This is a genomic window from Actinopolymorpha sp. NPDC004070, from assembly GCF_040610475.1.
In the GTDB taxonomy this organism is placed as follows: Bacteria; Actinomycetota; Actinomycetes; order Propionibacteriales; family Actinopolymorphaceae; genus Actinopolymorpha.
Genome location: NZ_JBEXMJ010000002.1, coordinates 155541 through 178617, shown reverse-complemented (window position 1 = coordinate 178617; position 23077 = coordinate 155541). Strand labels below are relative to the sequence as shown.

The 23077-nt window shown below is 68.8% G+C and carries 20 protein-coding genes; 8 read left to right on the top strand and 12 right to left on the bottom strand.

Annotated elements, in window-relative coordinates:
* Positions 1 to 98: 98 nt before the first annotated feature.
* The 7 genes from ABZV93_RS04415 to ABZV93_RS04385 all read right to left on the bottom strand — a co-directional run bounded on the left by ABZV93_RS04415 (position 99) and on the right by ABZV93_RS04385 (position 8450).
* Positions 99 to 344 (bottom strand): type II toxin-antitoxin system RelE/ParE family toxin, encoded by a 246-nt coding sequence (locus ABZV93_RS04415; RefSeq protein WP_354930217.1) that lies wholly within the window; start codon positions 342 to 344, stop codon positions 99 to 101.
* Positions 341 to 628: a type II toxin-antitoxin system prevent-host-death family antitoxin gene (locus ABZV93_RS04410; RefSeq protein ID WP_354930214.1), complete on the bottom strand. Its 288-nt coding sequence runs from the start codon at positions 626 to 628 to the stop codon at positions 341 to 343. Before ABZV93_RS04410 ends, ABZV93_RS04415 begins: the two co-directional genes overlap by 4 nt.
* Positions 629 to 1344: 716 nt before the next feature.
* Positions 1345 to 2865 carry a peptidoglycan recognition protein gene (locus ABZV93_RS04405; protein ID WP_354930211.1) on the bottom strand — a complete coding sequence of 507 codons (1521 nt, stop codon included), beginning with the start codon at positions 2863 to 2865 and terminating at the stop codon, positions 1345 to 1347.
* Positions 2866 to 4057: 1192 nt separating this feature from the next.
* Entirely contained in the window at positions 4058 to 4420 is a 363-nt protein-coding gene (locus tag ABZV93_RS04400; RefSeq protein WP_354930208.1) for a DUF3592 domain-containing protein, read from the bottom strand.
* Positions 4421 to 4656: 236 nt separating this feature from the next.
* Complete coding sequence (locus ABZV93_RS04395) at positions 4657 to 5838, bottom strand: erythromycin esterase family protein (RefSeq protein WP_354930205.1); 1182 nt, start codon at positions 5836 to 5838, stop codon at positions 4657 to 4659.
* Positions 5839 to 6364: 526 nt separating this feature from the next.
* Complete coding sequence (locus ABZV93_RS04390; RefSeq protein ID WP_354930202.1) at positions 6365 to 6541, bottom strand: hypothetical protein; 177 nt, start codon at positions 6539 to 6541, stop codon at positions 6365 to 6367.
* 301 nt (positions 6542 to 6842) lie between these two features.
* Positions 6843 to 8450 carry a long-chain fatty acid--CoA ligase gene (locus tag ABZV93_RS04385; protein WP_354930200.1) on the bottom strand — a complete coding sequence of 536 codons (1608 nt, stop codon included), beginning with the start codon at positions 8448 to 8450 and terminating at the stop codon, positions 6843 to 6845.
* Positions 8451 to 9034: 584 nt separating this feature from the next.
* On the opposite strand from ABZV93_RS04385, the gene ABZV93_RS04380 reads away from it, so the two are divergent.
* Entirely contained in the window at positions 9035 to 10063 is a 1029-nt protein-coding gene (locus ABZV93_RS04380) for an alcohol dehydrogenase catalytic domain-containing protein (RefSeq protein ID WP_354930197.1), read from the top strand.
* A gap of 554 nt (positions 10064 to 10617) precedes the next feature.
* Complete coding sequence (locus ABZV93_RS04375) at positions 10618 to 12225, top strand: phospholipase D family protein (protein ID WP_354930194.1); 1608 nt, start codon at positions 10618 to 10620, stop codon at positions 12223 to 12225.
* 106 nt (positions 12226 to 12331) lie between these two features.
* Here ABZV93_RS04375 and ABZV93_RS04370 read toward each other — a convergent pair whose 3' ends face one another.
* From ABZV93_RS04370 to ABZV93_RS04360, 3 genes are read right to left on the bottom strand one after another with little or no spacing between them, the layout of a single operon-like run.
* Positions 12332 to 13237: an FAD binding domain-containing protein gene (locus tag ABZV93_RS04370; RefSeq protein ID WP_354930191.1), complete on the bottom strand. Its 906-nt coding sequence runs from the start codon at positions 13235 to 13237 to the stop codon at positions 12332 to 12334.
* Positions 13215 to 15485, bottom strand: coding sequence for a xanthine dehydrogenase family protein molybdopterin-binding subunit (locus ABZV93_RS04365; protein ID WP_354930188.1), 2271 nt, complete (start codon positions 15483 to 15485; stop codon positions 13215 to 13217). The genes ABZV93_RS04370 and ABZV93_RS04365 overlap by 23 nt, the downstream gene beginning before the upstream one ends.
* Positions 15473 to 15979 (bottom strand): (2Fe-2S)-binding protein, encoded by a 507-nt coding sequence (locus ABZV93_RS04360; protein WP_354930185.1) that lies wholly within the window; start codon positions 15977 to 15979, stop codon positions 15473 to 15475. The genes ABZV93_RS04365 and ABZV93_RS04360 overlap by 13 nt, the downstream gene beginning before the upstream one ends.
* Before the next feature lie 215 nt (positions 15980 to 16194).
* On the opposite strand from ABZV93_RS04360, the gene ABZV93_RS04355 reads away from it, so the two are divergent.
* Together ABZV93_RS04355 and ABZV93_RS04350 are read left to right on the top strand one after the other, a co-directional pair.
* Complete coding sequence (locus ABZV93_RS04355; RefSeq protein WP_354930182.1) at positions 16195 to 16554, top strand: metalloregulator ArsR/SmtB family transcription factor; 360 nt, start codon at positions 16195 to 16197, stop codon at positions 16552 to 16554.
* Between the two features lies 1 nt (position 16555).
* The gene (locus ABZV93_RS04350; protein WP_354930179.1) at positions 16556 to 17047 is read left to right on the top strand and encodes an SRPBCC domain-containing protein; all 492 of its coding nucleotides are present in this window, start codon (positions 16556 to 16558) and stop codon (positions 17045 to 17047) included.
* A gap of 167 nt (positions 17048 to 17214) precedes the next feature.
* Here ABZV93_RS04350 and ABZV93_RS04345 read toward each other — a convergent pair whose 3' ends face one another.
* Positions 17215 to 17412 carry a hypothetical protein gene (locus tag ABZV93_RS04345; protein WP_354930176.1) on the bottom strand — a complete coding sequence of 66 codons (198 nt, stop codon included), beginning with the start codon at positions 17410 to 17412 and terminating at the stop codon, positions 17215 to 17217.
* 510 nt (positions 17413 to 17922) lie between these two features.
* On the opposite strand from ABZV93_RS04345, the gene ABZV93_RS04340 reads away from it, so the two are divergent.
* From ABZV93_RS04340 to ABZV93_RS04325, 4 genes are read left to right on the top strand one after another with little or no spacing between them, the layout of a single operon-like run.
* Positions 17923 to 19446 (top strand): alpha-N-arabinofuranosidase, encoded by a 1524-nt coding sequence (locus tag ABZV93_RS04340; RefSeq protein ID WP_354930173.1) that lies wholly within the window; start codon positions 17923 to 17925, stop codon positions 19444 to 19446.
* 18 nt (positions 19447 to 19464) lie between these two features.
* Positions 19465 to 20808 (top strand): ABC transporter substrate-binding protein, encoded by a 1344-nt coding sequence (locus tag ABZV93_RS04335; RefSeq protein WP_354930170.1) that lies wholly within the window; start codon positions 19465 to 19467, stop codon positions 20806 to 20808.
* 28 nt (positions 20809 to 20836) lie between these two features.
* Complete coding sequence (locus tag ABZV93_RS04330; RefSeq protein WP_354930167.1) at positions 20837 to 21736, top strand: sugar ABC transporter permease; 900 nt, start codon at positions 20837 to 20839, stop codon at positions 21734 to 21736.
* A complete protein-coding gene (locus tag ABZV93_RS04325; RefSeq protein ID WP_354930164.1) occupies positions 21733 to 22644 on the top strand; it encodes a carbohydrate ABC transporter permease in 912 nt (303 codons plus the stop codon). The genes ABZV93_RS04330 and ABZV93_RS04325 overlap by 4 nt, the downstream gene beginning before the upstream one ends.
* A 237-nt stretch (positions 22645 to 22881) precedes the next feature.
* On the opposite strand, the gene ABZV93_RS04320 is transcribed toward ABZV93_RS04325, so the two are convergent.
* On the bottom strand, positions 22882 to 23077 hold a 196-nt coding region (locus ABZV93_RS04320; RefSeq protein ID WP_354930161.1), incomplete at its 5' end, for a hypothetical protein.

Sequence of the window (23077 nt, the reverse complement as noted above, 5' to 3'; positions counted from 1 at the left end):
GTGCCCGTGATAGGAGTTGGCCGCAGATCAGCCGGTCCATCCGCCACTCGGTCGGCTGCTGGTCTGCGGTCCGGCCGGTCCGGTGGACGCCCGCTTGGTCAGGTGGTGCGGCCGATGTGGATTACGAGCACGGTGACAGTGTGGTCTTCGATCTCGTAGACGATGCGGTAGCGGCCGATCCGCATGCGGAACGCCGGGCCAATCTTGGTGGCGTATGGCGGGTAGGGGTTGGCGGTGAGCTCGTCGAGCACTGTGAAGACGTCACGCACGCCCGTCGGGTCGTCGTCGAGGTATCCGGCGAGGCTGTTGAGGACGTTCTCGCGCCAGTCGAGGGTGTAGGTCACTCGGTGAGTCCGAGCCTGCGCTTGGCCTCCTCGTGCGGGACGGTCCGCAGCGTGCCGTTGGCCTTCTCGAGCTCGTACTGGGCGATCGCGAGCCGGTCTTCGAGGTCTTCGAGCTCGGCGGCGCTGATGATCGCGGCCGCGGCCTGGCCGTGGTCGGTGATGATGACCCGCTGGCGGGTGTGCGCGGCGCGGCGTACGAGGCTGCCGAATCGGGTCCGCGCGTCGGTGATGGTGACGACCTCGGCGGAGGCTTCGGGTGTCGGCTCGGGGAGACCTTGGCTCATCACACAAGTCTGCACTACCTGACACTTCATGCCGGTCCTGACGGCGGCGTGTCGGTGCCGACGGCTGGCGCCGTCGGTCCGGACGTCGGAGCCGGCGAGGGCCGGCGCCGGAGGGGTATGTACGCCCTCGGCGCGGCGGTAGCGGTCTGGGTGGGTCGCCAGGAGTGGTCAGCGCCAGTCCGGTGGTGTCCGGCGAGTTGCGGCTGGTTGGATCTTGGCGCGGCGGATACGCGGCGAAGTGTTGGCCGGCGCGGTGAACGTGCAGGTCGCACGGGACGTTGGAGATTGCTTGAAAACCGCTACCGAGGGACCCCTCTCGGTCATGGGTTCGAATCCCATGCCCTCCGCCCTGACATGCCTCTTAGCCGCTCTGACCTGCGTAAACGTAGTTCTGAGACGCTTTGGGTCATGCTCATTGGGTGTCACGGCAGCCCGGTGAGCTCGGCGGCGGAGGTGGTCTCTCGCGCGCTGCCCTGGATCGCGGGGACAGCGGACCTTGGTGGATGTCTGGCAATTGTGCGGCGATTAGTGCAACAGTCTGCGGCTGCGTCGCCCCGAGAATTCAGGGCCCGCTGACCTGCGCAGACATCCGCTGGCCGGGGTTCTGCGGATTGTGCGAATTCTGCGGCACGCCGCGGTGGACCGGCGAAGGCACACACCTACTGCGATCGGTCGGCGGGCCGGCCAACCTCTTCGCTACTGACGGGACGCCTTCCTCACTTGAGGTAGGCGAGTCCGTCGGTGGTGATGGCGGGTCGGCCGCTGGTGCCGGCGACAACGATCGTGATCTTGTGGGTGGCGCTTGTGGTCCAGGTCTTGGTCCAGATCGCGTCGCGGTATTTGGTGGTGGCGGAGTAGAGGTCGACTGTTGCGGCCTTGACGCCGTCGATGTAGACGTATGCCTGCCCGGAGCTGGTGGCACGGGAGACGATCCAGGCGGCGGATCGGCCGGTGAAGGTCCAAGTGAGGCTGGAACCCTTGGTGGAACTGGTGTAGGAGGTGCCGCCGAGGTAGTTGGTGGACGTCTTGGTGGTCCACGTTCCTGTCCTGGTTGCGGCGGTCTGCTGCAGGATCACCGGTGTGCGGGTGACGGAGGCGGTGGTGGTGTTGCCGGCGTAGTCGTTCGCCTTCATCGTCCAAGTGGTGGCGCCCCCGGACTTGGCGGTGAAGTTCCAGCTGGTGGCGGTCGGCGCGAAGGTGGCGGTGCTGGGGGCGGTGAGTTGGACGTTCTTGAGCACGGTGTTGTCGGTGGCTTTCCAGGCAAGTTTGACGGGGACGGCGGTGGTGTTGACGGTGCCGGTACGCAGCGACAGGGCTGGCTTGGTGGTGAACGTCGGCGTGGTGGTGTCACCGACGACCGTCACGGCGGTGGTCGTCGACGTCTTGTTGGACTGGTGGACGGCCCGCACCTGCAGTTGGTGGCTTCCGGCCGACATGGTGGTGGAGGCGGAGGTGGCGCTACCGGCGGCGGTGGCCTTGACCGCGCCGTCGACGAGCACGTCGTAGCGTTTGATCAGGCTGGCGGGGGTGGTGGTGGTCCAGTGGGCGGTGAGGGCGCCCTTGGTGTAGTAGGTCGTTCCTGACGTGGCGGTGCCGCTGATCGAGGTGACCTTGAGGCCTTGGACGGGGCCGGATGCCCAGCTGCGGATGGTGGGCAGTTTGGCGTAGAGGTTGCTGCCGGGGCATTCGGTGTTGTTCACGTCGCGGTGGCCGACGATGCGGGGGAAGCTGTAGCTGCTGCCGTTGGTGAAGTAGCGGCTGTAGTAGCTGTGCAGGTTCACGTCGCCGGCGACCATCGTGGTGGTGCCGGCGGGGTCGGCGCCGTACTGGCCCAGTTTCCACGCCGCGAGCCGGGCGATCGAGGTCGACATCGAGGTGGTGGGTGCGACGTCGTTGAAGTTGCCGAGGGTGGCGATGCCGGTGGTCTGGCTGTTCCAGCCACGGGCGTGCGCGCCGTAGACCGGCCGGTTCACTCCGCCCTTGCGCCCCTCGAAGATGGTCCCGCACTTGTCGACGAGGAAGTTGTAGCCGATGTCGCGGTAGCCGCGGCCTTCGACGTCGTAGCTGTAGATGTCGCGGACGATCGCTGCCGATTGTGAACAGGTGTAGCTGTTGGTGCCGGCGGTGTGGTGCACCACGACAGCGTTGACCTCGCCGGGCAGGTAGATCGGATCGTCCGGGCTGAGGGTCTCGTCGGCGTTCCAACCGGCTCGGCTGGTGATCGGCGGCTGCGGCACCGTCGACGGCGGCGCCGGCGGGACGGTCGGCGTTGGTGTCGGGGTCGGTGAGGCAGTCGGGGTCGGTGTGCTGGTTGGGGTGGGTGTGCTGGTTGGGGTGTTGGTCGGCTCGCTGGTAGGGGTGGGTGTCGGGGACAGTATGGGGGTGGGCTCTGGTGCCGGTGTGCTGGTTGGGGTCGGTGTGCTGGTCGGGTGGGGGCTGGGCGAGGTGCTGGTGCTTGGTGTCGGGGTGTCGGATGGAGTGGGCGAATCTGTCGGGGCGGGATCGGCCAGCACGTACGCGGCCGGCTTCACTCCGGGGTTGTGACGGGTGCTGGGGCCGACCATGTCCAGTCGTAGCCCGTGCGGCAGCCGCGCTGTCGCCCGCCGGCCCCTGGTGGCGGCTGAGTTCGGAACCGCCCGCACCTGCACACCGTCGGAGGGTCCGACCCAGATCGGGTCGGTGCCGCCGCGCACTCGGCGACCGACATCGCCGGTGCGGGCGTCGGCGTCGGCGTCGTCCAACGTCTGCCAGGTCGACCAGGCTCCGGTCGAGATGCCACGGGTGCGCACCTGGATGGCGCCGCGTACTGCTGCGTTCTGATCCGCCCAGGTGACGCCGAGCATGCTGAACGGTTCGGTACGTCGCCGCGGCACCACCGCTGTTCCGCGGGCCGATGACGTCAACGCCACGGATCGCACATGGGTCGCGATCGGCGCGTGTGACGTCTCGACCAGTTGCGGTGTCCGACCGAGCAGCCGAGGCTGCCAACCACCATGTCCCGCCAGTACCAGTGCCCCCACCAGTACCAGCACCCCCGTCAGGCCTGTCCCCGCCATCCAGGCGGATCCCCGCCACACCCGACGCGATCTCAAGTTGTGTCCTCGTCTTCAGTGCCACTCCCGCATCAAGCAGAGGTGGCAAACGTTGCCGAAGCATGTGCCGGGCTCGGCAAAGCCGGCAGGTTCGAGCGAACCGTCAGCGGCCGGAGCAGACCGTACTGTAATGCACCAGTTTCGCGCTATATGACCGTACGGGCCGGTCAGGCTGCCTGGTAGCACCTGCGGAGGCATGGCTACTGGACGTGCACACCTGCGCCGGGGGCCCGTAGGTACCGGGGCCGCCACTCCGACGCAGCCGACATGAGCTGACGCAACCGGCACGACCCGGCGCTGACCCCCGGGGGGGTACGAAACCGATGGGGCCGGTCGGTCAGTCACGCAGTCGAGTAAGCGTCGGGTGAGATGGTCGCCGCTTGGATCGGTGTCGCGCCGTGCGGGACGGGCGAAGTTCCCACAGGCTGTAGCCTGCCAGGCCGATGGCGCCGGCACCGAAGACGACCGGACCGGTGTAGTCGTTGCCCCATCGTGCGTCCTGGAAGTTGGACGGGTCGTCGGGGTCGTAGACCACGCGGATCGTGTCGCCCTTGTGCACTGGGGGGTCGTGGTCGACGAAGGATTCGGTCCAGTCCTCGACCTGGCGGCTGTCCTTGGTGGTGAAGTGCACCGTGATCCTGGCGGCCTCCTTCGCGGCCTTGGGCAGGGTCTCGTTGAGGACGACAGCGTCCGCAGTCAAGCGTCTGTCGAGCTCGTCGGCGCGGGTGCGCAAGGCATGGACCCTCGGCCTGGGCCTTACCGGCTCGGCACTTCGGCATCGGGCACGGCTTGGACGAAGGTGCCGCGCTCGCTGTCGAGACAAGGATTCCGGCTCACGAACATGATGGCCGACGCCGCCCACGAGTGCGAAGGACCGGGCACTGAACCGGCGGAAGACTCGGTCGAGGCAGGTCCTGAGAGCCCGACAGTAAATAGTTACGGAAGCACAGAAGCGAGGTCGCGTGGGACGCTCGACTTCACGTCGTCCCACTCGCCTTCGGTGATGTGATCCCTCAGCGCCTGCAGGACTCTCTGAACCAGCAGTTCTGTACCTCCGTCCGCTCTGAAGCGGAACTCGTGCTGGACGCGAGTCACGCTCTCGAGGTAGGCGATGACCTCTTGCATCGAGCGATAGAGGGAATAGATGTCCAAGCCGTAGAAGCCCGCCTTGGCCCGCTCGTCACCACCCAGGCGGTCGTTGTGCTCCCTGAGCCACCCTACGAAGTCGAGCACAACCGTATTTCTCCACATCCAGGTCGGGAACCGCTCGAACCCACGCAGTGACTCCTCGGCGGTCGTGTCCTCGCTCCGTCCACGGACGTAACGGTTCACCCGATAGGCATCCGGCCAGTCTGCCTCCGCCGCGACGGCGCAGAATCCCTTCTCCTCGATCAACCACCGCGTCAACCTCGCCCGCGCCTCGTAGAACTCGTGCGTGCCGTGCGACGCCTCTCCGATCAACACGGTATGGGCGTCACCTACGAGGTCGAACCATGCGTCGCCGTCCGGCACACCATCCTCCACGGGTACGGCCTCCACCCTGATGACCCCAGCCTCTGTCAACGAGATCGCTTCCGACTGGGTCGGGTGCGACGTCGAAGCGGCGCGCAGGAGGTCACGCACCTCCTCATCAGTCGTCTGGGTGAAGTCCCAATAGGACTGCCCGACCGCGAAGAAAGGTGTCGGCGTCGTCGCACAGACGACCTCATCGGCGAGGTCGGCAAGCTCCTGGCAGGTGGACGAAGGCGCGGCCGGTACGGCGACCACGATCCTTTCGGGGTGGAGGCCACGCAACGCGCGGATCGCGGCCCGCATGCTCACACCGGTCGCGAGCCCGTCATCGACGAGGATGACGATCTTGCCCGCGAGGTCCTGCATCGGACGAGCGGCACGGTATGCCTGCTCCCGCCGTAACAGTTCACGGCCTTCCCGCTCAGCCACCTGCCGGATGGTTTCCGGAGGGACGTCAAGCCCGCGAACTACGTCGTCATTGAGCACCACGGCGCCTCCGCTCGCGATCGCGCCCAGGGCCACTTCCTCCTGGCCTGGCACTCCGAGCTTGCGGACCACGAAGACGTCGAGCGGCGCCCCCAGAGCCGAAGCGATCTCGTACGCCACCGGCACACCACCGCGCGGCAGGCCGAGCACAACCACATTCGGACGGTCCCGATAGTGCTGGAGGCTGCCAGCCAGGAAACGTCCGGCGTCTCTTCGATCACGAAACAAGCGAGTGGCCATTGAGGCCTCCTGCGCACCGGCAGGTCATTCCCAACGTCCCCGCCGTATGAGGTGGTCTGGGAACATCCGCGCTACGCGCTTTCTGCCAGGCTACTCACGCGAAGCCTGTTCGCGGGCACCGTCCGTGATCAAACACCTTCCGCAACCCTCGCATGTCTCTGCTCTGACGGAAGGGTGAATTGTCCGGCCGAGAACCGCTGTCGCGCGAGCCGTCGACTGGGCCAAGTTCGCGACCCAGGACTCGGCGATCGTGATGACCCGGTTGACCACGGTCCTAGATGTCGGCGTGGCCCGGCCGACCCGCGCTCGATCGCCGCGCTGCTGGCGAAGCGGGGACGGATCCTGCAACTTGGCGACGGCGCCCCACAGATGGCCGCCACACGCCTACCTGCTGCGCCGTCCTGGGCTACCGCGACACGCCGAACTCGTGGTCCGGGTCAGGTTCGTAGCAGGCCCATCCGCCCACGCGCTCGCTGAGCGGCTTGTCGCACTGGTCCTCGCTGGACCCCACCGTCCGGAACGCCACGACAGCCCCGGCGCCGAGAACGGCCAGCACGACCAGGGCGATCACTTTGGCTCGCATCGACAATCTCATGCGCACTTCCCTTCCCACATGAGGCCGGGACGAAAACGGATGTAGTAGGCCCTATCCCCGCCTCCGCCGCCGCACGTAGGCCGGTAGCTCTCCCGGCGGGGTATCGAGCTTCGGGTACGTGTCCCTGGTGGCGGTTTCGTGGGCGTCGAACGCGACGCGGAGGCACGTCATGTCCGTCCCGGCGTTGTAGATGAACACCGGGCGGCCGGCGACAACGGCAGCGATGGATGGCCACCGTCGACGACTTCCACCAGGCCGAGCTGCTCGCCGACGGCGAGCGCCGCGGGCTTCAGCCCGCCCCGAACCGCTCCCGCAGCGTCTTCTTGGAGAACTTCCCGACCGAGGTCTTGGGGACCTCGTCGATGAACTCGACCCGCTCGGGGATCCACCAGTGTGCGACGCGCGACGACAGGAACGCGCGGAGGTCGTCCGCGGTCAGCGCGTGCTCGTCCGCGCGGACCACGCAGGCCAGTGGGCGCTCGCCCCACCACTCGTCGGGCACCGCGATCACCGCCGCCTCCAGCACCGCGGGGTGGGCCATGATCGCGTTCTCCAGCTCGACGGAGGAGATCCACTCGCCGCCGGACTTCACGAGGTCCTTGGTGCGGTCGACGAGCCGGATGTATCCGTCGGGGGAGATCGTGGCGACGTCGCCGGTCCGCAGCCAGCCGTCCCCGGTGAACGAGGTTCCATGGTCGCTCTCGGCACCGTAGTAGGAGGCCGCGATCCACGGCCCGACGACCTCCAGCTCGCCGTGGTCGCTGCCGTTCCACGCCACCTCGTGCGTCGTCCCCGGTTCGACGATGCGCGCCTCCACCAGCGGCATGGGCATGCCCTGGCTCGCCCGCAGGCGCCCCAGCTCGTCCGCGGGCAGGTCGGCAAGCGTGCTCTTGATCGTGCACACGGAGGCGACGGGGCTCGTCTCGGTCATGCCCCACGCCTGCAGGATCGGCAGGCCGAGCCGCCGCTCGTAGGCCTCCGACAGCGCCTGCGGTACGGCCGACCCACCGCAGACGACGGCCCGCAGCGCGGAGAGGTCGCGGCCGTGCAGCTCGTCGAGCGCGCCCGCCCAGATCGTCGGCACGCCGGCGGCCAAGGTGACGCGCTCGCGCTCGATCAGCTCGGCGATCGCCGCCGGGCTCATCTGCGGCCCGGGGAACGCGAGCGCGCTGCCGGCCATCGCGGCCGCGTACGGCAGGCCCCAGGCGTTGGCGTGGAACATCGGGACGATCGGCAGGATCGTGTCCCGCTCGCTGACGCCGAGCGTGTCGGCCAGCATCACGCCGAGCGAGTGCAGCACCGTCGAGCGGTGGGAGTAGACGACTCCCTTGGGGTGGCCGGTCGTCCCACTCGTGTAGCACATGGCCGCGGCCTGGTTCTCGTCGTCGATGTGGAAGTCGATGGCCGGGGACGCGCCGATCAGCGCCTCGTAGTCGACGATGCGATCGTCGGCCGGCACCTCGCCGGCGCCGTCGTCCATCACGACCACGTGGCGCACCGACGGGGCGTCCGCGATCAGCGGCAGCAGCGTCGCGGCCAGCGAGCGGTCGACGAATACGACCTCGTCCTCGGCGTGGTTGACGACGTAGGTCACCTGCTCGGGGAACAGGCGGATGTTCAGTGTGTGCAGCACGCGCCCGCTGCACGGGACCGCGAAGTACAGCTCCAGGTGGCGCGCGCTGTTCCACGCGAACGTGCCGACGCGCGCGCCGGGCGCGAGGCCGAGCGCGTCGAGCGCCCCGCCGAGCCGGCGCGTCCGTCGCGCCCACTCGCCGTAGGTCTGCCGCTCCCGCCCGGTCGCTGTCAGCGTCGTGATCGTCTTCTCGGCGAACAGCCGCTCGGCGCGGTTGAACGCGTGGACGAGTGTCAGCGGGTGGTCCGACATCTGCCCCAGCATCTGGTCTCTCTCCTCGATCGATCGCGGCGAACTGTCGCTCCGTCCGGGCTGTGAGGGAGTGCGGCGCACGTCCTCGATCCCGTCCGTACCGCCAGCCCGTTGTCGACCACCGAACGACCCGCCATGAGTGCCGTTCTCGCCACCGCGCACACCGCCGGCCGCCAGCGCATGCGGTGAGGGTAGCGGCGGCAGGGCGACGCCAACAGGACGTGCCGCGATCGTGGTCTCCAGTCTGCGCCAGCACCGATCGCCGGCGTCCCCGTCCAAATGCGTCGGCCTTGCCCGCTCCTAAGTTCACTGCCCGGCCGACGTGGCGCCTGTTGGAAATCAGCCGGCGCGACCGCATGCGGAATGCGGGTCCGCCGTGTCGGCAGCGTCGGTTGGCGTGCCCATGGCCGACATCCGCCCCTTCGGGGCGCCTGCGGCGGACGGCAGGTAGCGGTGTGGTTGAGTCGGCGGGCGGGCCCGGCGCAGTCCGGTGGCCCCCTCCTCGTGAAGGTTCGCTGCATCCAGGCCGAGTGGCGGCATCAACCTCGGCTTCCCGCGGAACTGATATCCAACCCCCGCTCGAAGGAGAGGACACCGTGACAACCACACTGCCGGTCACAGCTGAAACCATGCAGGCGGTCGTGAAGAAGGGCCCCGGGCCCGACAACGTCATCGTGACAACGGTGCCCGTCCCGCAGGCACCGACCGGTTTCGCACGCGTACAGATCATCGCTACCGGAATTTGCGGCACCGACGTGCACGTCGCGCACGACGAGTACGGTTACGAGGCGCCCGTGGTCATGGGCCACGAGATCCTCGGCCGGGTTGTCGAGGTCGGCGCTGTGGAGGACGGGAGCTGGGTCGGGCAGCGTGTAGCCTGCGAGACCTACTTCTCCACCTGTGAACGCTGCCACATGTGCCGAGCCGGCCGCCGCAACCTGTGCCCGTACCGCCGGTCGCTCGGCTCGTTCGAGAACGGCGGATTCGCCGATTACGTGGTGATGCCGGTCATCAACCTGCACGCCCTGCCGGAGTGGCTGGGCGAGTACGACGGGGTTCTCTCAGAGCCGTTGGCCTGCATTGCGCAGTGCCTGATGGAGCCGCCGGTGGTCAGTGCCGGGGACAAGGTCTTCGTCACCGGGCCGGGCGCAATGGGGCAGCTCGCCGCCCAGGTGGCGAAGGCGCAGGGCGGTGCGGTGACCCTCGCTGGTCTGCCGAAAGACGCGGAACGGCTCGCCGTTGCCGAGAGCCTCGGCATCAACACCACCGTCGGAACAGCGGAGGAGAGCTCCTTCGACGTGGTCCTCGAATGCTCGGGGAGCGCCCCGGGCGCGGCAGCCGCCTTCCGTGCCGCCCGCCGAGGCGCCAAGTACGTGCAGATCGGGATCTTCGGACGCGACGTGACCCTCCCGTTCGACCAGGTGCTCTACAAGGAGCTGACCATCAGCAGTGGCTTCGCCTCCACCCCGCCGTCTTGGAACCATGCGATCACGCTGATCGAACGGAGGTTGGTAACGCTCGCTCCGCTGGTGACCAGACAGGTGGCTCTCGCCGACTTCCGGGAAGCTCTTGTCGCCGCGGAGGAAGGGGTGGGGCTGAAGACGGTCGTAGTTCCCGGGAACTGACGTGGAACTCCGGTCCTGTCCTGTCGACGAGGTGGTTCGCACGGCCCCGTCCCGATCTTCAGCCGTTCGGACTCGGCGTTCATGTAGAAGTGGATGTCGAAATGCGGCAGGTCGTAGACAAGAGGTGGTGCGTGCCCGTGCGGGTTCCGTTCGCGCACTCGGTCATCGGGTCGACGCTTCCGTTGCCGTCCTTGTCGTAGCACCACTTGCCATCGGTCGGCGGGCTCGCTGGGAGACCCTGCAACGTGCGCGCGGGGAACACCAACCCAACTGCCGTGGGTACGCCGTGCTCGGCTTGCGGGTACGCCGTGAGCCGCCCGTTGCCGAGTGTCGCGGACTCGCCGTACGACGTACACGGGCCGCGGTAGGAAGCCGTCGTCTCGATCATCGTCTCGGCCTCCGTCGAAGCGGCGGTTGACGCCCTTCGGTGTCGACTCCCCTTGGTGGCGGGTGAACTACGGTGCGTACTCCTCGATGTAGCCCTCCCGCGCAGCCAGCCGTCGTTCATGCAGGAGCCGGACCGGCGGCCGCGTCACTGGTGTTACCTTGCGCCGGTGACAGACCTGGAGTGGTTTCTCACCGCGGACGAGCGGGGCAACGACGCCACCGAACTCGACCGGCGCCGCGGCGATGGGACGACGGCGTGGTCCGGCGGGAACACGGTCACGCCGCTGGTGCACGGCGCGACCTACTTCGCCCGGCTGGTCGAGGTCGTCACTGCCACCGAGGCCGGGGACGTCATCATGTTCACCGACTGGCGTGGCGACCCCGACCAGCGTCTCGACGAACAGGGCGCCGAGGTGGCGCGCGTGCTGTGTGAGGCCGCCGGCCGCGGTGTGATCGTCAAGGGGCTCATCTGGCGTTCGCACTGGGACCGGTTGGCGTTCAGCGCGGACGAGAACCGGTATCTGGGCGAGGACATCAACGCCGCGGGCGGGGAATGCATCCGCGACATGCGGGTGCGTCCGGGCGGGTCTCACCATCAGAAGTTCGTCGTCGTCCGGCACGTCCGGCACCCCGAGCGGGACGTGGCGTTCGCCGGCGGGATCGACCTGTGCCACAGCCGGCGCGACACCAGCGACCACCATGGCGACCCGCAGCGGCAGCCGATGAGCGATGTGTACGGACCCCGGCCACCGTGGCACGACATCCAACTGGAGATCCACGGGCCGGCGGTAGGGGATCTGGAGTTCAGTTTTCGCGAACGCTGGAACGACCGCACGCCGGTCAGCCTCAACCCCGCCTACCGGGTGGCCGACGCACTGCGGCGCGACGACGATGACGACCCGTCCACCCTTCCTGCGCAGCCGTCCGACCCGTCGCCGGCGGGCACCCATCTGGTGCAGGTGCTGCGCACCTATCCCGCGCGGCGCCCCCGCTACCCGTTCGCTCCGGACGGGGAACGCAGTGTCGCCCGCGGTTATCGGAAGGTCCTCGCCCGTGCGCGCCGGCTCGTCTACGTCGAAGACCAGTACCTGTGGTCGGATGAGGTGGCCTCCTGTTTCGCCGACGCGCTCGCCGCCAACCCCGACCTGTTGCTGGTCGCGGTGATCCCCCACCACCCCGACCAGGACGGCCGGGTGAGCCTTCCGATGAACCTGGTCGGACGCCAGCAGGCGCTCGACCTGCTCAACGCGGCCGCTCCGGGTCGCGTCGGGGTGTACGGGATCGAGAACCACCACGACACCCCGGTGTACGTCCACGCCAAAGTGTGCGTGATCGACGACGTGTGGGCCTCGGTCGGCTCCGACAACTTCAACCGCCGCTCCTGGACCCACGACTCAGAGCTGTCCTGTGCGGTGATCGACCAGGTCCGAGACTGCCGCGAACCGCGCGTACTGGATCGTTACGGTGACGGCGCCCGCGTCTTCGCCCGCGACCTTCGTCTGGAACTCGCCCGCGAACACCTCGACCGCGACCCCGGTGACGATGCCGACCTGATCGATCCCGGGTCGTTCTTCGCCGCCTTCGCCGAAGCGGCGCAGCGACTGCAGCACTGGCACGACGGCGAACGCACCGGCTCGCGGCCACCCGGCCGGCTGCGCCCCTACCAGCTGCCGCGGCTTTCGCCGGCGACCATGAGGTGGGCCGGCCTGGCGTACCGCACTGTCGCCGACCCCGACGGCCGCCCGCGGCGCCTGCGCCGGTCACACACCTTCTGACTGGCACCGCCCACGCGTAGAGTTCCGGGTAAAGCAAGGTGGTCCTCCACGCCTCGACCCCCGGCCGCGCCCTTGCGGGCGGCGCCGGAGCGCCGTCCGCGGGCAATCACACCGTCTCGGAGATGGCGTCCTTGGCGCGGCGGATCAGCGCCTGGGCCAGCTCGATCTTGTACGCCGAACCCGGCAGCGGCGTGGCGTCGCCGAAGCCGACCGCATCGCCGTTGTGTGACTCGACCAGCCACGGCACCGGGGCGACCCCGGCGAGCGCGACCCGCACATCCTCACCGACCTCATCGGACTCACCGGAGCGGACCGCCGCGACACCAACCAGGGCGAACGCGTACCGCTTGCGGTCCATCGCCTTCAGGTAGGTGCTGGCAGCGGGCCGAGGTACGTCGATCTCCAGGATCAGCTCGCCGGGTTCCAGCGCGGTGACGGTCCGGTCGTCGTCGGTGGGCAGGCGGTACAGGTCGGCGATCGGCAGGTCCCGCCGTGACGTACGCACCGTCGCTCCCAGCGCGAGCAGCGCCGCGGCCGGGTCGGACGGGTGCGCCGAGGCGCAGCGGCTGTTGCCGAACACCGCGTGTTCGTCGCTGCGTCCGTCGCGGGCCAGGCACTTCTCGCCGCCGGCCAGCCAGCAGTCGTGCCCGAGCCGCCAGTACCAGCAGCGGGTGGCCTGCAGCAGGTTGCCCGCGATGGTGCCCATGTTGCGGATCTGCGGCGACGCCGACAGCCGGCATGCCTCTCGAAGGGCGTCGGGCACGCGGGCCGCGGTGTCGGCGTGTTCCAGCTCCGTGAGCGTCGTACCCGCACCGATCCGCACCCCGCCGTCGTACGGCGTGATCTCGCGCGGCAGCACGCCGCGGACGTCGACGAGGGTGTCGGCCGCGAGCAGTCCGTCGCGCAGCAGCGGGACGACCTCCGTACCGCCGGCCAGGGCCAACGAACCGTTGCCGAGCCCGGCCTCGCCGGACTCGGCGTCGGCGAGGCTAGACAGTCGCCGGAGCTTCATGGCGTTCCTTCGCTGCTTGTCGGTCGGCCGCGTCGCGGAGGGCGCGCAGCATCTCCTCGCGGTCGAGGGGGAGTTCGTGGACGTCGGCGCCGGTCGCGTCGCGGATGGCGTTGGCGATCGCGGCGGCGACCGGGATGATCGGCGGTTCGCCGAGTCCCTTGGCGCCGAGGCTGGTGAGGTTGGGGTCGGGTACGTCGACGAGCTCGGTGATGATCTCGGGGACGTCGGCGATCGTGGGCATGCGGTAGGCGTCCAGCGTCTGGGTGAGGATCTGCCCGGTGGCCGGGTCGATCAGGCGTTCCTCGGACAGGGTGTGCCCGATGCCCTGGATGACGCCGCCCTCGAGCTGGCTGGAGGCCCCGAGCGGGTTGATGACGCGGCCGACGTCGTGGATCGCGGCGAGGCGTTCGACCCGTACCTCACCGGTCTCGATGTCCACCGCGACCTCGGCGACCTGGACGCCGAAGGTGTGCACCCCCATGCCGGTGGGGTTCGGGCCACGCGCGCCCTTGCCGAGGATCTGGGCGTCGCCGAGCAGGCCGAGGACCTCTTCGGTCGGCCAGGACTCACCGTCGGCGGCCACGATGCGGCCGCCGCGCAGCGTCAGCTGGTCGGGCTCGCGGTCGTAGCGCTGGGCGGCGATGTCGAGGATCTGCCGGCGGGCGTCGCCGGCGGCGGAGCGGATCGCGGGACCCATCGACGGGGTGGTGGAGGATCCGGCCGCGGCGACGGCGTACGGCCCGCGGTCGGTGTTGCCGAGGACGAGGTCGACGCTGTCCAGCGGCAGGCCCAGCTCCTCCGCGGCGATCTGGGACATGGCGGTACGGGTGCCGGTGCCGATGTCCTGCATCGCGGTGACGACGGTGGCGCGGGCGTCGGAGCCGACCCGCACCCACGCGTACGCGGGCGGTCCGCCGCCGCCGTACCAGATCTGGGACGCCATGCCGACGCCTCGCCGCCAGGGCCCTTCACTGCGGGCGCGGACGTCGTGGCGGCGGGCCCAGTGCTTGTCGGCGCGGGCGTAGCACTCCATGAGGTTGTTGGAGGAGTACGCGGTGCCGGTGGCCGGGTCGGCCGGGGAGAAGTTGCGGCGTCGGATCTCGAGCGGGTCCATCTCCAGCTTCACCGCGAGCTCGTCGACCAGGCACTCCAGGCCGAAGGTGCCCTCGACGAACCCGGGTGCGCGGAACGCCGCCATCGGCGGGGTGTTGAGTCGGGCGGCGTACTCGACGGTCCGGACGTTCGGGCAGGCGTACAGGCCCTGCATCGGTCCGGCGGTGGAGGCCATCCAGCCGCCCCAGCCGAGGGCGGCGACGAACTCCCCGCCCAGCGCGACGATCGTGCCGTCGCGGCGGGCGGCGATGGTGAGGCGCTGGATGGTGGCGTTGCGGTTGCCGGCGGCGAGGTTCTCCTCGCGGCGGGTCAGTGCGCAGCGGACGGGGCGGCCGGTGCGCCTGGCGAGTTCGGCGGCGATGAAGGTGTAGTGGCCGGGGTCGTTCTTGGCACCGAAGCCGCCGCCCATGTATTCGCAGATCACCCGAACCTTGTCCGCCGGCATTCCGAGCGCCTGGGAGACGCCGTTGCGCACGCCCCAGATGTCCTGGGTGGACGTGTGAACGACGAGGGTGTCGCCTTCCCACGTACACACCGACTGGTGGGTCTCGAGGGAGTTGTGGAGGACGACCTGGGTGCGGTACTCCGACTCGACCACGACGGCGGCCTCGGCCAGAGCCGCGTCGAAGTCGCCGCGCTCGTAGTGTCGGGGCTCGGAGGTCAGCTGGCCGCGGCGTACGGCCTCGTCGGGGTCGAGGACGGGTTCCAGAACCTCCCAGTCGACGTCGATGAGCCTGAGGGCGGCGCGGGCCTGGCCTTCGCTGTCGGCGGCGATCGCGGCGACGGGTGCGCCGTGGTAGCCGGCGAGGGCCTGGACCTCGGGGGCGTCGCCGGGGCCGATCGCGCCGCGTACGCCTGGCGCCTGCAGGGCCCGGGACAGGTCGATGTGACGGACGCGGGCATGGGCGTACGGCGACCGCAGGACGGCGGCGGCCAGCATCCCGGGCAAACGGACGTCGGCGGTGTAGGTGGCCTCGCCTCGGGCACGGGCGTGGCCGGACTTGCGGGTGGCCGGGCGGCCCACAACGTCGAGCGGGCCGGACGGCCACTGGTCGAGGGAGTCCTCGTCGACGACCAGCCAGACGGTCTCGAAGCGGCCTTCGACTTCCTTCTCGGTCCTGATCAGGCGCGCCATGTCAGGATCGCCTCCTCGATCTTCGGATAGGCGCCGCATCGGCAGATGTTCCCCGCCATCGCGTGCCGGATCTCCTCGCGGCTGGGCTGCGGATTGCCGGCGACGAGGGCGGTCGCCGACACGATCTGTCCGGGCGTACAGAAGCCGCACTGGAGTGCGTCGCAGCGGACGAACGCATCGACCATCGCGTGGTCGCGCAGACCCTCGATGGTGGTGACCTCGGCGCCGTCGACGGTGTGGGCGAGGGTGATGCAGGACAGCGTGGGTCTGCCGTCGACCTGCACCGTGCAGGCGCCACAGTGTCCTTCTCCGCACGCGACCTTGGTGCCGGTGAAGCCCAGGTCGTTGCGGAGAAGTTCGGCGAGGGTACGCCCGACCGGTGCGGCGACCTCGTACCGCTGGCCGTTGAGGGTGAGCCGGATGGCGTCGGCGCCCGGAGCGTCGTTCGGGTCCGGTGCGGCGCCGTTCGAGTGCGGCGCGACCTCGGCCGTCACGACCGGGTCCTCGACCGCGAAGGAACTCCTCGTTCGGTCCTCATCAACCGTCCCTTCGTCCGGAGCTGGTCCCGGTCGTGGCGCACACCGGAAGGCTGCAATTGTCCCGGACATCGTGCGACGCGCGGCGGGCTGTGTCCAGCGCTGGTCACCTGGCGACGGCGACGGCGGTTGCCGCCCTTGACATCCTCGCCCGTGACAACATACTTAGTCGTATGCCTAAGTGTTCGGCCTGGGACGACGGGGGCGTCGACCTCGACCGAATGTTCCGCGCACTGGCGGACGGCACCCGCCGGGCGATGGTCGCGCGGCTGGTCCACGGCCCGGCCTCGGTGAGCCAGCTCGCCGAACCGTTCGGCATGGCGCTGCCCACCGTCGTCCAGCACCTCCGGGTCCTCGAGGAGGCGCGGATCGTGTCGTCGGAGAAGGTCGGCCGGGTGCGCACGTACCAACTCGTGCCCGACGCGCTGGTCCCGGCCAACGCCTGGATCGTGGCCCACCGCCGCCCGCAGGAACGCAAGCTCGACCGCTTGGGCGACTACCTCACCAACCAGCATCCGACACAGGAGGACTGACATGACCGACCGCACCCAGACCCACGCCACGTTCGTGATCGAGCGCGAGTACCCGGTTGGGGTCGACCGCGTGTGGGCCGCCTTCGCCGACCCGAAGATCAAGCGCGAGTGGTTCGGCAGCGACGAGTTCGTCGACGTCCAGTACTCCGACGACTTCCGGGTCGGCGGCGTGGCGACCGACGAGGGCCGGCACGGCGAGGGCGGCCCGCTGTCGCAGTTCCGCGCCACCTACACCGACGTCACACCAAACGAGCGGATCGTCTACACCTACGACATGTGGCTGGACGGGGCGCACGCCTCGACGTCGATCACCACGATCGTGTTCGAGCCCACCCACGACGGCGCCGGCCCGGGGACCCGCCTCACGTTCACCGAGCAGGGCGTCCACCTCGACGGCGTGCACGGTCCCGGACCGGAGGCCGCCGCCGGTCGCGAGTCCGGCACCGCCGGCTTGCTCGACGCGTTGGGAAAGCTGCTCGCCGGCGTCGGCTGACCCTCCACCGAGGCGGCAGCTGCGACCCGCAGGGTTCCACTCCTTGTAGGCGATCCTGCGGTCGCAGGACCGGTATCGGGGCAGAATCTCGGCGTCGCGGAAGCCCGCGTCGCGGCACCACCCGGCGAAGTCGCTGCCGGTGAAGTCGAACGCGTCGCCGAACTCGATCAGCACGCGCCGCCCTCGGGGAGCGCCTCGTAGGCCGTTCGGATCAGCTGCCGGCGGGAGCCGGGCACGCCGTGGGCCTGATCGCTCGGGTGCTGCTGGACCCCGGGGACACGGTTGCGGGTGGTCGGGATTTCGGTGGACGGTGAGGGCATCGTGGTCGATGCCTTGCCGGCCAGGGCGAAGCTGGTCTGCGTCACCCCTTCTCACCAATATCCGCTCGGCATGGTGATGTCACGCCGGCGCCGGATCGCCTTGCTGGACTGGGCTTCGGCGAACGGAGCGGCCGTGGTCGAGGACGACTACGACAGCGAGTTCCGCTACACCGCGCACCCGCTCGAACCGCTGCATCGTCTCGACCGCGACGGCCGGGTGCTCTACGTGGGACGTTCGCCAAGACCCTGGCGCCGGGACGCGCCTGGGCTTTCGGATCGCACCGCCGACTCTGCTCCCCTCGTTGCGGGCCATCCGCCAGGTGACCGACTGGTGCCCGCCGTCGGCGACCCAGGCCGCGCTCACCGAGTTCGTCACCGAAGGGCATCTCGACCGGTACCGCGCGTCCACGAGTCGGCGGCCTGCCCACTCGGCGCGTGAAGCCCGGTCACGGGTCGTCCAAGATTCCTTCCGTCGAGTCATTGACAGCGCATTTTCGCCTCCGGCACACTTCCGGCACCGCGGTTACATCGTTGAATTGATTCAGGGAGTGGCCGGTGTCTTTGATCTCCACGATTGATCCAGCTTTTGCTGTCGGACCGGTCAACCCCTGGCTGTTCGGTACGTTCGTAGAGCATCTCGGCCGGTGTGTCTACACCGGCATCTACGAGCCCACGCATCCCACGGCCGACGAGGACGGGTTCCGCGGTGATGTCGCCGGCCTGGTAAGGGAACTCGGCGCGACCGTCGTCCGCTACCCGGGCGGCAACTTCGTGTCCAACTACCGCTGGGAGGACGGCGTCGGGCCGCGCGAGTCGCGACCGCGAGTCCTCGACCTCGCCTGGCGTTCCATCGAGACCAACCAGGTAGGCACCGACGACTTCCTTGCCTGGTGTGCCCGCGTCGGCATGGAACCGATGCTCGCGGTCAACCTCGGCAACCGCGGCCTGGCCGAGGCGGTCGACTATCTCGAGTACGTCAACGGAAACCCCGGCACGCGGTACGCCGACCAGCGCGTGAGCAACGGGCACGCCAAACCGTGGGGCGTACGACTGTGGTGCCTGGGCAACGAGATGGACGGCCCCTGGCAGATCGGTCACAAGACGCCGGTGGAGTACGCCCGGCTCGCACGGGAGGTCGCCCACGCGTACAAGGTCTTCGACCCGGACCTGCAACTGGTCGCCTGTGGCTCCTCCAACCCGCGGATGCCGACCTTCGGCGACTGGGAGCGCATCGTTCTCGAGCACTGCTTCGACGACGTCGACCTGATCTCGGCCCACGTGTACTACGAGCCGGTCGGCGGCGACGAGGTGTCCTTCCTCGCGGTCTCGGCCGACATGGATCGTTACATCCGCGACGTGGTCGCGACCGCGGACCACGTGGCTGCCAAGCGGCACTCGCCGAAGCGGATCAACGTTTCCTTCGACGAGTGGAACGTCTGGTTCGCCGCCCGGCACGCGGAGAAGGAGGCGGAGCACACCGAGGCGCCCGAACCGTCCGAGCCGACAGAGGCGCCCGCGTTGATCCAGGACGTCTACACCGCACTCGACGCGGTGGTGGTCGGATCGTTGCTGATCACCCTGCTCCGTCACACGGATCGGGTCGGCGTGGCCTGCCAGGCGCAACTGGTGAACGCGATCGCGCCGATCCTGACGGTCCCCGGCGGAGCGGCGTGGCGGCAGACGATCTTCCACCCGTTCGCGCTCACGGCCAGGCACGCCCGGGGCACCGTGCTGATGCTCGGCGGTGAGCACGGACAGGTTGATACTCCTGCCTACGGTCCGGTCGAGCAGGTGTGGGCGGTCGCGACGCACGATGCGCAGTCCGGTGAGCTGGCCATTTTCGCCACCAACCGCTCGCTGACCGATCCGGCGTCCTGGACCGTACGGCTGGGAGCGTTCGGCGAACTCCGCCTGGTCGAGCACCTCGTCGTCGGCGACGAGGACCACGGCGCGAGCAATTCCGAGGACAGTCCCGATCGGGTCGTCCCTCAGCCCGGCGTCTCCACCGTCGCCGGTGACCAGTTGACCGTCACGCTGCCGCCGGCGTCGTGGCACTGCATTCGACTCGCCAGCCGCTGAACTTCCGAAAGGACCACGATGGCCACTGCTGATCCGGTGCGTTTCAGCCGCCGGACCCTGCTCGGCGCTGCCGCCGCTGTCGGCGCCGGGCTCACCTTCTCCGGTTGCGGCGGCAGTCACGGCCCGGGTCAGGAACCCGCGGAGGGCACGCAGGGCAAGGGCGGTGCCGAGGGCTACAGCGGCCCGGCCGTCACGTTGCAGTACTGGAACGGCCTCACCGGCGGCGACGGCCCGGTGATGAAGAAGCTGGTCGCGAAGTTCATGAAGGCCCACCCGAAGATCAAGGTCACCACCACGTCGATCGCCTGGGCCGACCTGTTCCAGAAGTTGCCGGCCTCGGTGCAGAGCGGCCGGGCCCCCGACATCTGCCTGATGCACACCGGCGACATCGCCACGAACGCCGCTCGCCGGGTGGTCCAGCCGATCGACGACGTGGTGAAGGGCGCCAAGCTCACTGCCGACGACTACGCCGAGCTGGTGTGGAAGGCGACGTACTACAAGGACCAGCAGTACGCCATACCGCTCGACATCCACCCGGCCGGCCTCTACTACAACAAGAAGGTCTTGGCCCAGGTCGGCGCCGACCCCGAGAAGCCGCCGACCACCAAGGACGAGTTCATGGCGGTGCTGGACAAGTGCAGGTCCAAGAACGTCAAGGGCTACTGGGTGAGCGCCCTGAGCATCGGCGGCCTGGTCGCACAGTCGATGATCTTCCAGAACGGCGGCTACATGATCAGCGACGACGGCACCAAGACCGGCTTCGCCGACAAGCCGGCGATCGACTCGATCACCTACTTCAAGAGCCTGATCGACGACGGCTACTCGCCGAAGAACGCCGCCGCCGACGGCGACTGGGTCTCGTTCAGCAACAACAAGGCCGCCTTCATGATCGTCGGGCCGTGGATGGTCACTCCGTGCAAGGAGGCGAAGGGCCTGGACTGGGGCTGCGCACCGATCCCGGTGTTCGGTTCGGAGCAGCAGACGTGGGCGGGATCGCACTGCTTCACGCTGCCGCGGCAGACCAACCAGGACAAGAACAAGGCCACCGCTGCGCGCGTCTTCGTCAACTGGATGAGCCAGAACTCCGTCGGCTGGGCCGAGGCCGGGATGGTGCCGGCCCGCAAGTCGGTGCGCGAGTCGTCGGAGTTCGCGCAGTACACCGACGTGAAGCAGTTCGAGAAGATGATCGACTGGGCGCACTTCCCGCCCAACGTGCCGGGCGCCGGCGACACCGATCCCGAGTGGAGCAAGGCGGTCAGCCTGGCCGTGACCGGAAAGAAGCCGGTCGCGCAGGCGTTGCAGGACGCGGCCCAGAAGGGCGACCAGATCCTGACCGCCAACAAGAAGAAGTACAGCGGATGAGCAATCGCCGCGATCGGGAGCCGCGACCATGAGCCGGACCGCGTTGCGGCACCACCGTCCACTGACGCCGTACCTCTTCGTCGCGCCGTACGTCGTGCTGCTGTTGACGTTCGTGGTGGGCCCGGCGGTCTTCGGTTTCTGGATGAGCCTGCACAACTGGGACTTCATGTTGCCCGGCAAGCCCTGGGTGGGGCTGCAGAACTACCGCGACCTGCTCGACGCCGGCTCGGTGATCTTCCATCCGTTCTGGAACGGCATGAAGAACACCTTCCTGTTCGTGCTGATGAGCGTGCCGTTCCTGGTGGCGATCCCGCTGGGGTTGTCGCTGCTGCTCAACCAGAAGTTCGCCGGCCGCACCTTCTTCCGTGCGGTCGTCTTCACGCCGTTCGTGCTCGGGGTCGCGGTGGTCGGCCTGCTCTTCGGCTACCTCTTCGACCCCGAGGTCGGGCTGATCAACGGCATCCTGAGCGGGATCGGGCTGCCGAAGGTCTCCTGGCTGACCACCCAGCCGCAGGCCTGGATCACGATCCTGGTCACCACGATCTGGTGGACGATCGGCTTCAACGCGGTGATCTTCCTGGCCGGGTTGCAGGGTCTGCCCGGAGAGCTGTACGAGGCGGCGGAGCTGGACGGCGCCGGGCGATGGGCGCGGTTTCGTCACGTGACCGTACCGGGCCTGCGCAACATCTTCCTGTTCGTGGTGACGACGACGATCCTCGCCAGCGCGAACCTGTTCGGGCAGCCGTACATCCTGACCAGAGGTGGTCCGGGTGACAGCACCACGACGGCCATCATGGCGATGACCAACGAGGGCCTGCGTGGCTTCCGGATGGGCACCGCCGCGGCGATGAGCTACGTGCTGGCACTGGCCCTGACGATCATCTCCATCGCCAACTTCCTGATCATGCGGGAGCGCAGACCGTCATGACGACGACCAAGTTGATCACCAGCGGTCCGTCCGGAGTCGACTCCTCCACCGCACTCCGCCGGCGGACTCATCAGACGGGCTACTCCCGAACCAGGGTGGGGCCGCTGACCTACGTCGCGATGACGGTGATCTCGCTGATCTTCGTCCTGCCGTTGCTGTGGATGCTGCTCACCACGTTCAAGACCGAGTCCGATGCCCGCTCGATCCCGATCCGGGTTCTGCCCACCGAGTGGACCCTGCGGGCGTACAAGGTGATCTTCGACGACGCCGCGAACCCCGTCTACACGTGGTTGCTCAACTCGCTGGCGGTCTCGGTGCTGCACATGCTGCTCACCGTGGCAGTGGCGTCGGCCGCGGCCTACGCACTGGCCCGGATGAGCTTCGCCGGGCGGAACCTGCTCTTCGGCATCCTCATCGCCACGCTCTTCGTGCCCGGCTTCATCTTCTTCATGCCGAACTACCTCACCATGAGCAAGCTCGGCTGGCTGGACAGCTACTGGGCGCTGGTGGTGCCGGGCGCGGCCGGCGCGTTCGGCGTCTTCTTCCTGCGCCAGTTCTTCCTGTCGATCCCCCGCGAACTGGAGGAGAGCGCCCTGATCGACGGTGCGAACTCGTGGACGATCTTCACCCGGATCGTGCTGCCGCTGTCGAAACCGGGGCTGGTGACGCTTGCGGTGCTGAGCTTCCTCGGCGCCTGGAACGACTTCGTGTGGCCGGTGTTCGTGCTCTTCAGCCCGAACAAGATGACGCTGGCGCCCGGCCTGGCCACCCTCCAGGGTGCCTACACCACCGACTATCCCGTGGTGATGGCCGGGGCGAGCGTGGCCGCCATCCCGGTGTTGATCCTGTACGTGGTGGTGCAGCGCTACGTGATCGAGGGCGTCGCCAACAGCGGCCTGAAGGGGTGAGCGACAGCTCCCGGTCGAGGTCTCGATCCTCGACCGGCTCCGTACCGGACCCGACTGGCTGCCGCCGCTGTGTGTGGTGGTGATCGGAGACCGGGACGAGGTAGTCGGTCACGCGGTCTGCAGTCGGGGGTACCTCGACGCGGCGTTTCAGGTACGCACGTTGACCGCGTACGACCCCACACTCCGCGGCACGTTCACCTTCGCCGAGGCCTTCCGCACTGCGTGACCTACGGACGGTCAGGAGACGCGGAGGCCCGAAGCTATGACGCGCGAGATCGCACGGCGCATGCTGGCCGCGGACTGGTAGCGGCGGTCCGGATCCTTCTGCAGGGCGCGCAGCACGATCGCGTCGTACTCCGGCGGAAGGCCGGGAGTGAGAACGGAAGGTGAGAGCGGTTCCTCGTGCATGTGGCGGCAGGCGACCTCGTACGGC

Coding starts and splice junctions, on each gene's coding strand:
- ABZV93_RS04330 (WP_354930167.1), top strand. CDS start 20,837: ATGAGCCGGACCGCGTTGCGGCACCACCGTCCACTGACGCCGTACCTC.
- ABZV93_RS04325 (WP_354930164.1), top strand. CDS start 21,733: ATGACGACGACCAAGTTGATCACCAGCGGTCCGTCCGGAGTCGACTCC.
- ABZV93_RS04365 (WP_354930188.1), bottom strand. CDS start 15,485: ATGGCGCGCCTGATCAGGACCGAGAAGGAAGTCGAAGGCCGCTTCGAG.
- ABZV93_RS04390 (WP_354930202.1), bottom strand. CDS start 6,541: ATGCGAGCCAAAGTGATCGCCCTGGTCGTGCTGGCCGTTCTCGGCGCC.
- ABZV93_RS04410 (WP_354930214.1), bottom strand. CDS start 628: ATGAGCCAAGGTCTCCCCGAGCCGACACCCGAAGCCTCCGCCGAGGTC.
- ABZV93_RS04350 (WP_354930179.1), top strand. CDS start 16,556: ATGACCGACCGCACCCAGACCCACGCCACGTTCGTGATCGAGCGCGAG.
- ABZV93_RS04335 (WP_354930170.1), top strand. CDS start 19,465: ATGGCCACTGCTGATCCGGTGCGTTTCAGCCGCCGGACCCTGCTCGGC.
- ABZV93_RS04385 (WP_354930200.1), bottom strand. CDS start 8,450: ATGCTGGGGCAGATGTCGGACCACCCGCTGACACTCGTCCACGCGTTC.
- ABZV93_RS04370 (WP_354930191.1), bottom strand. CDS start 13,237: ATGAAGCTCCGGCGACTGTCTAGCCTCGCCGACGCCGAGTCCGGCGAG.
- ABZV93_RS04355 (WP_354930182.1), top strand. CDS start 16,195: ATGCCTAAGTGTTCGGCCTGGGACGACGGGGGCGTCGACCTCGACCGA.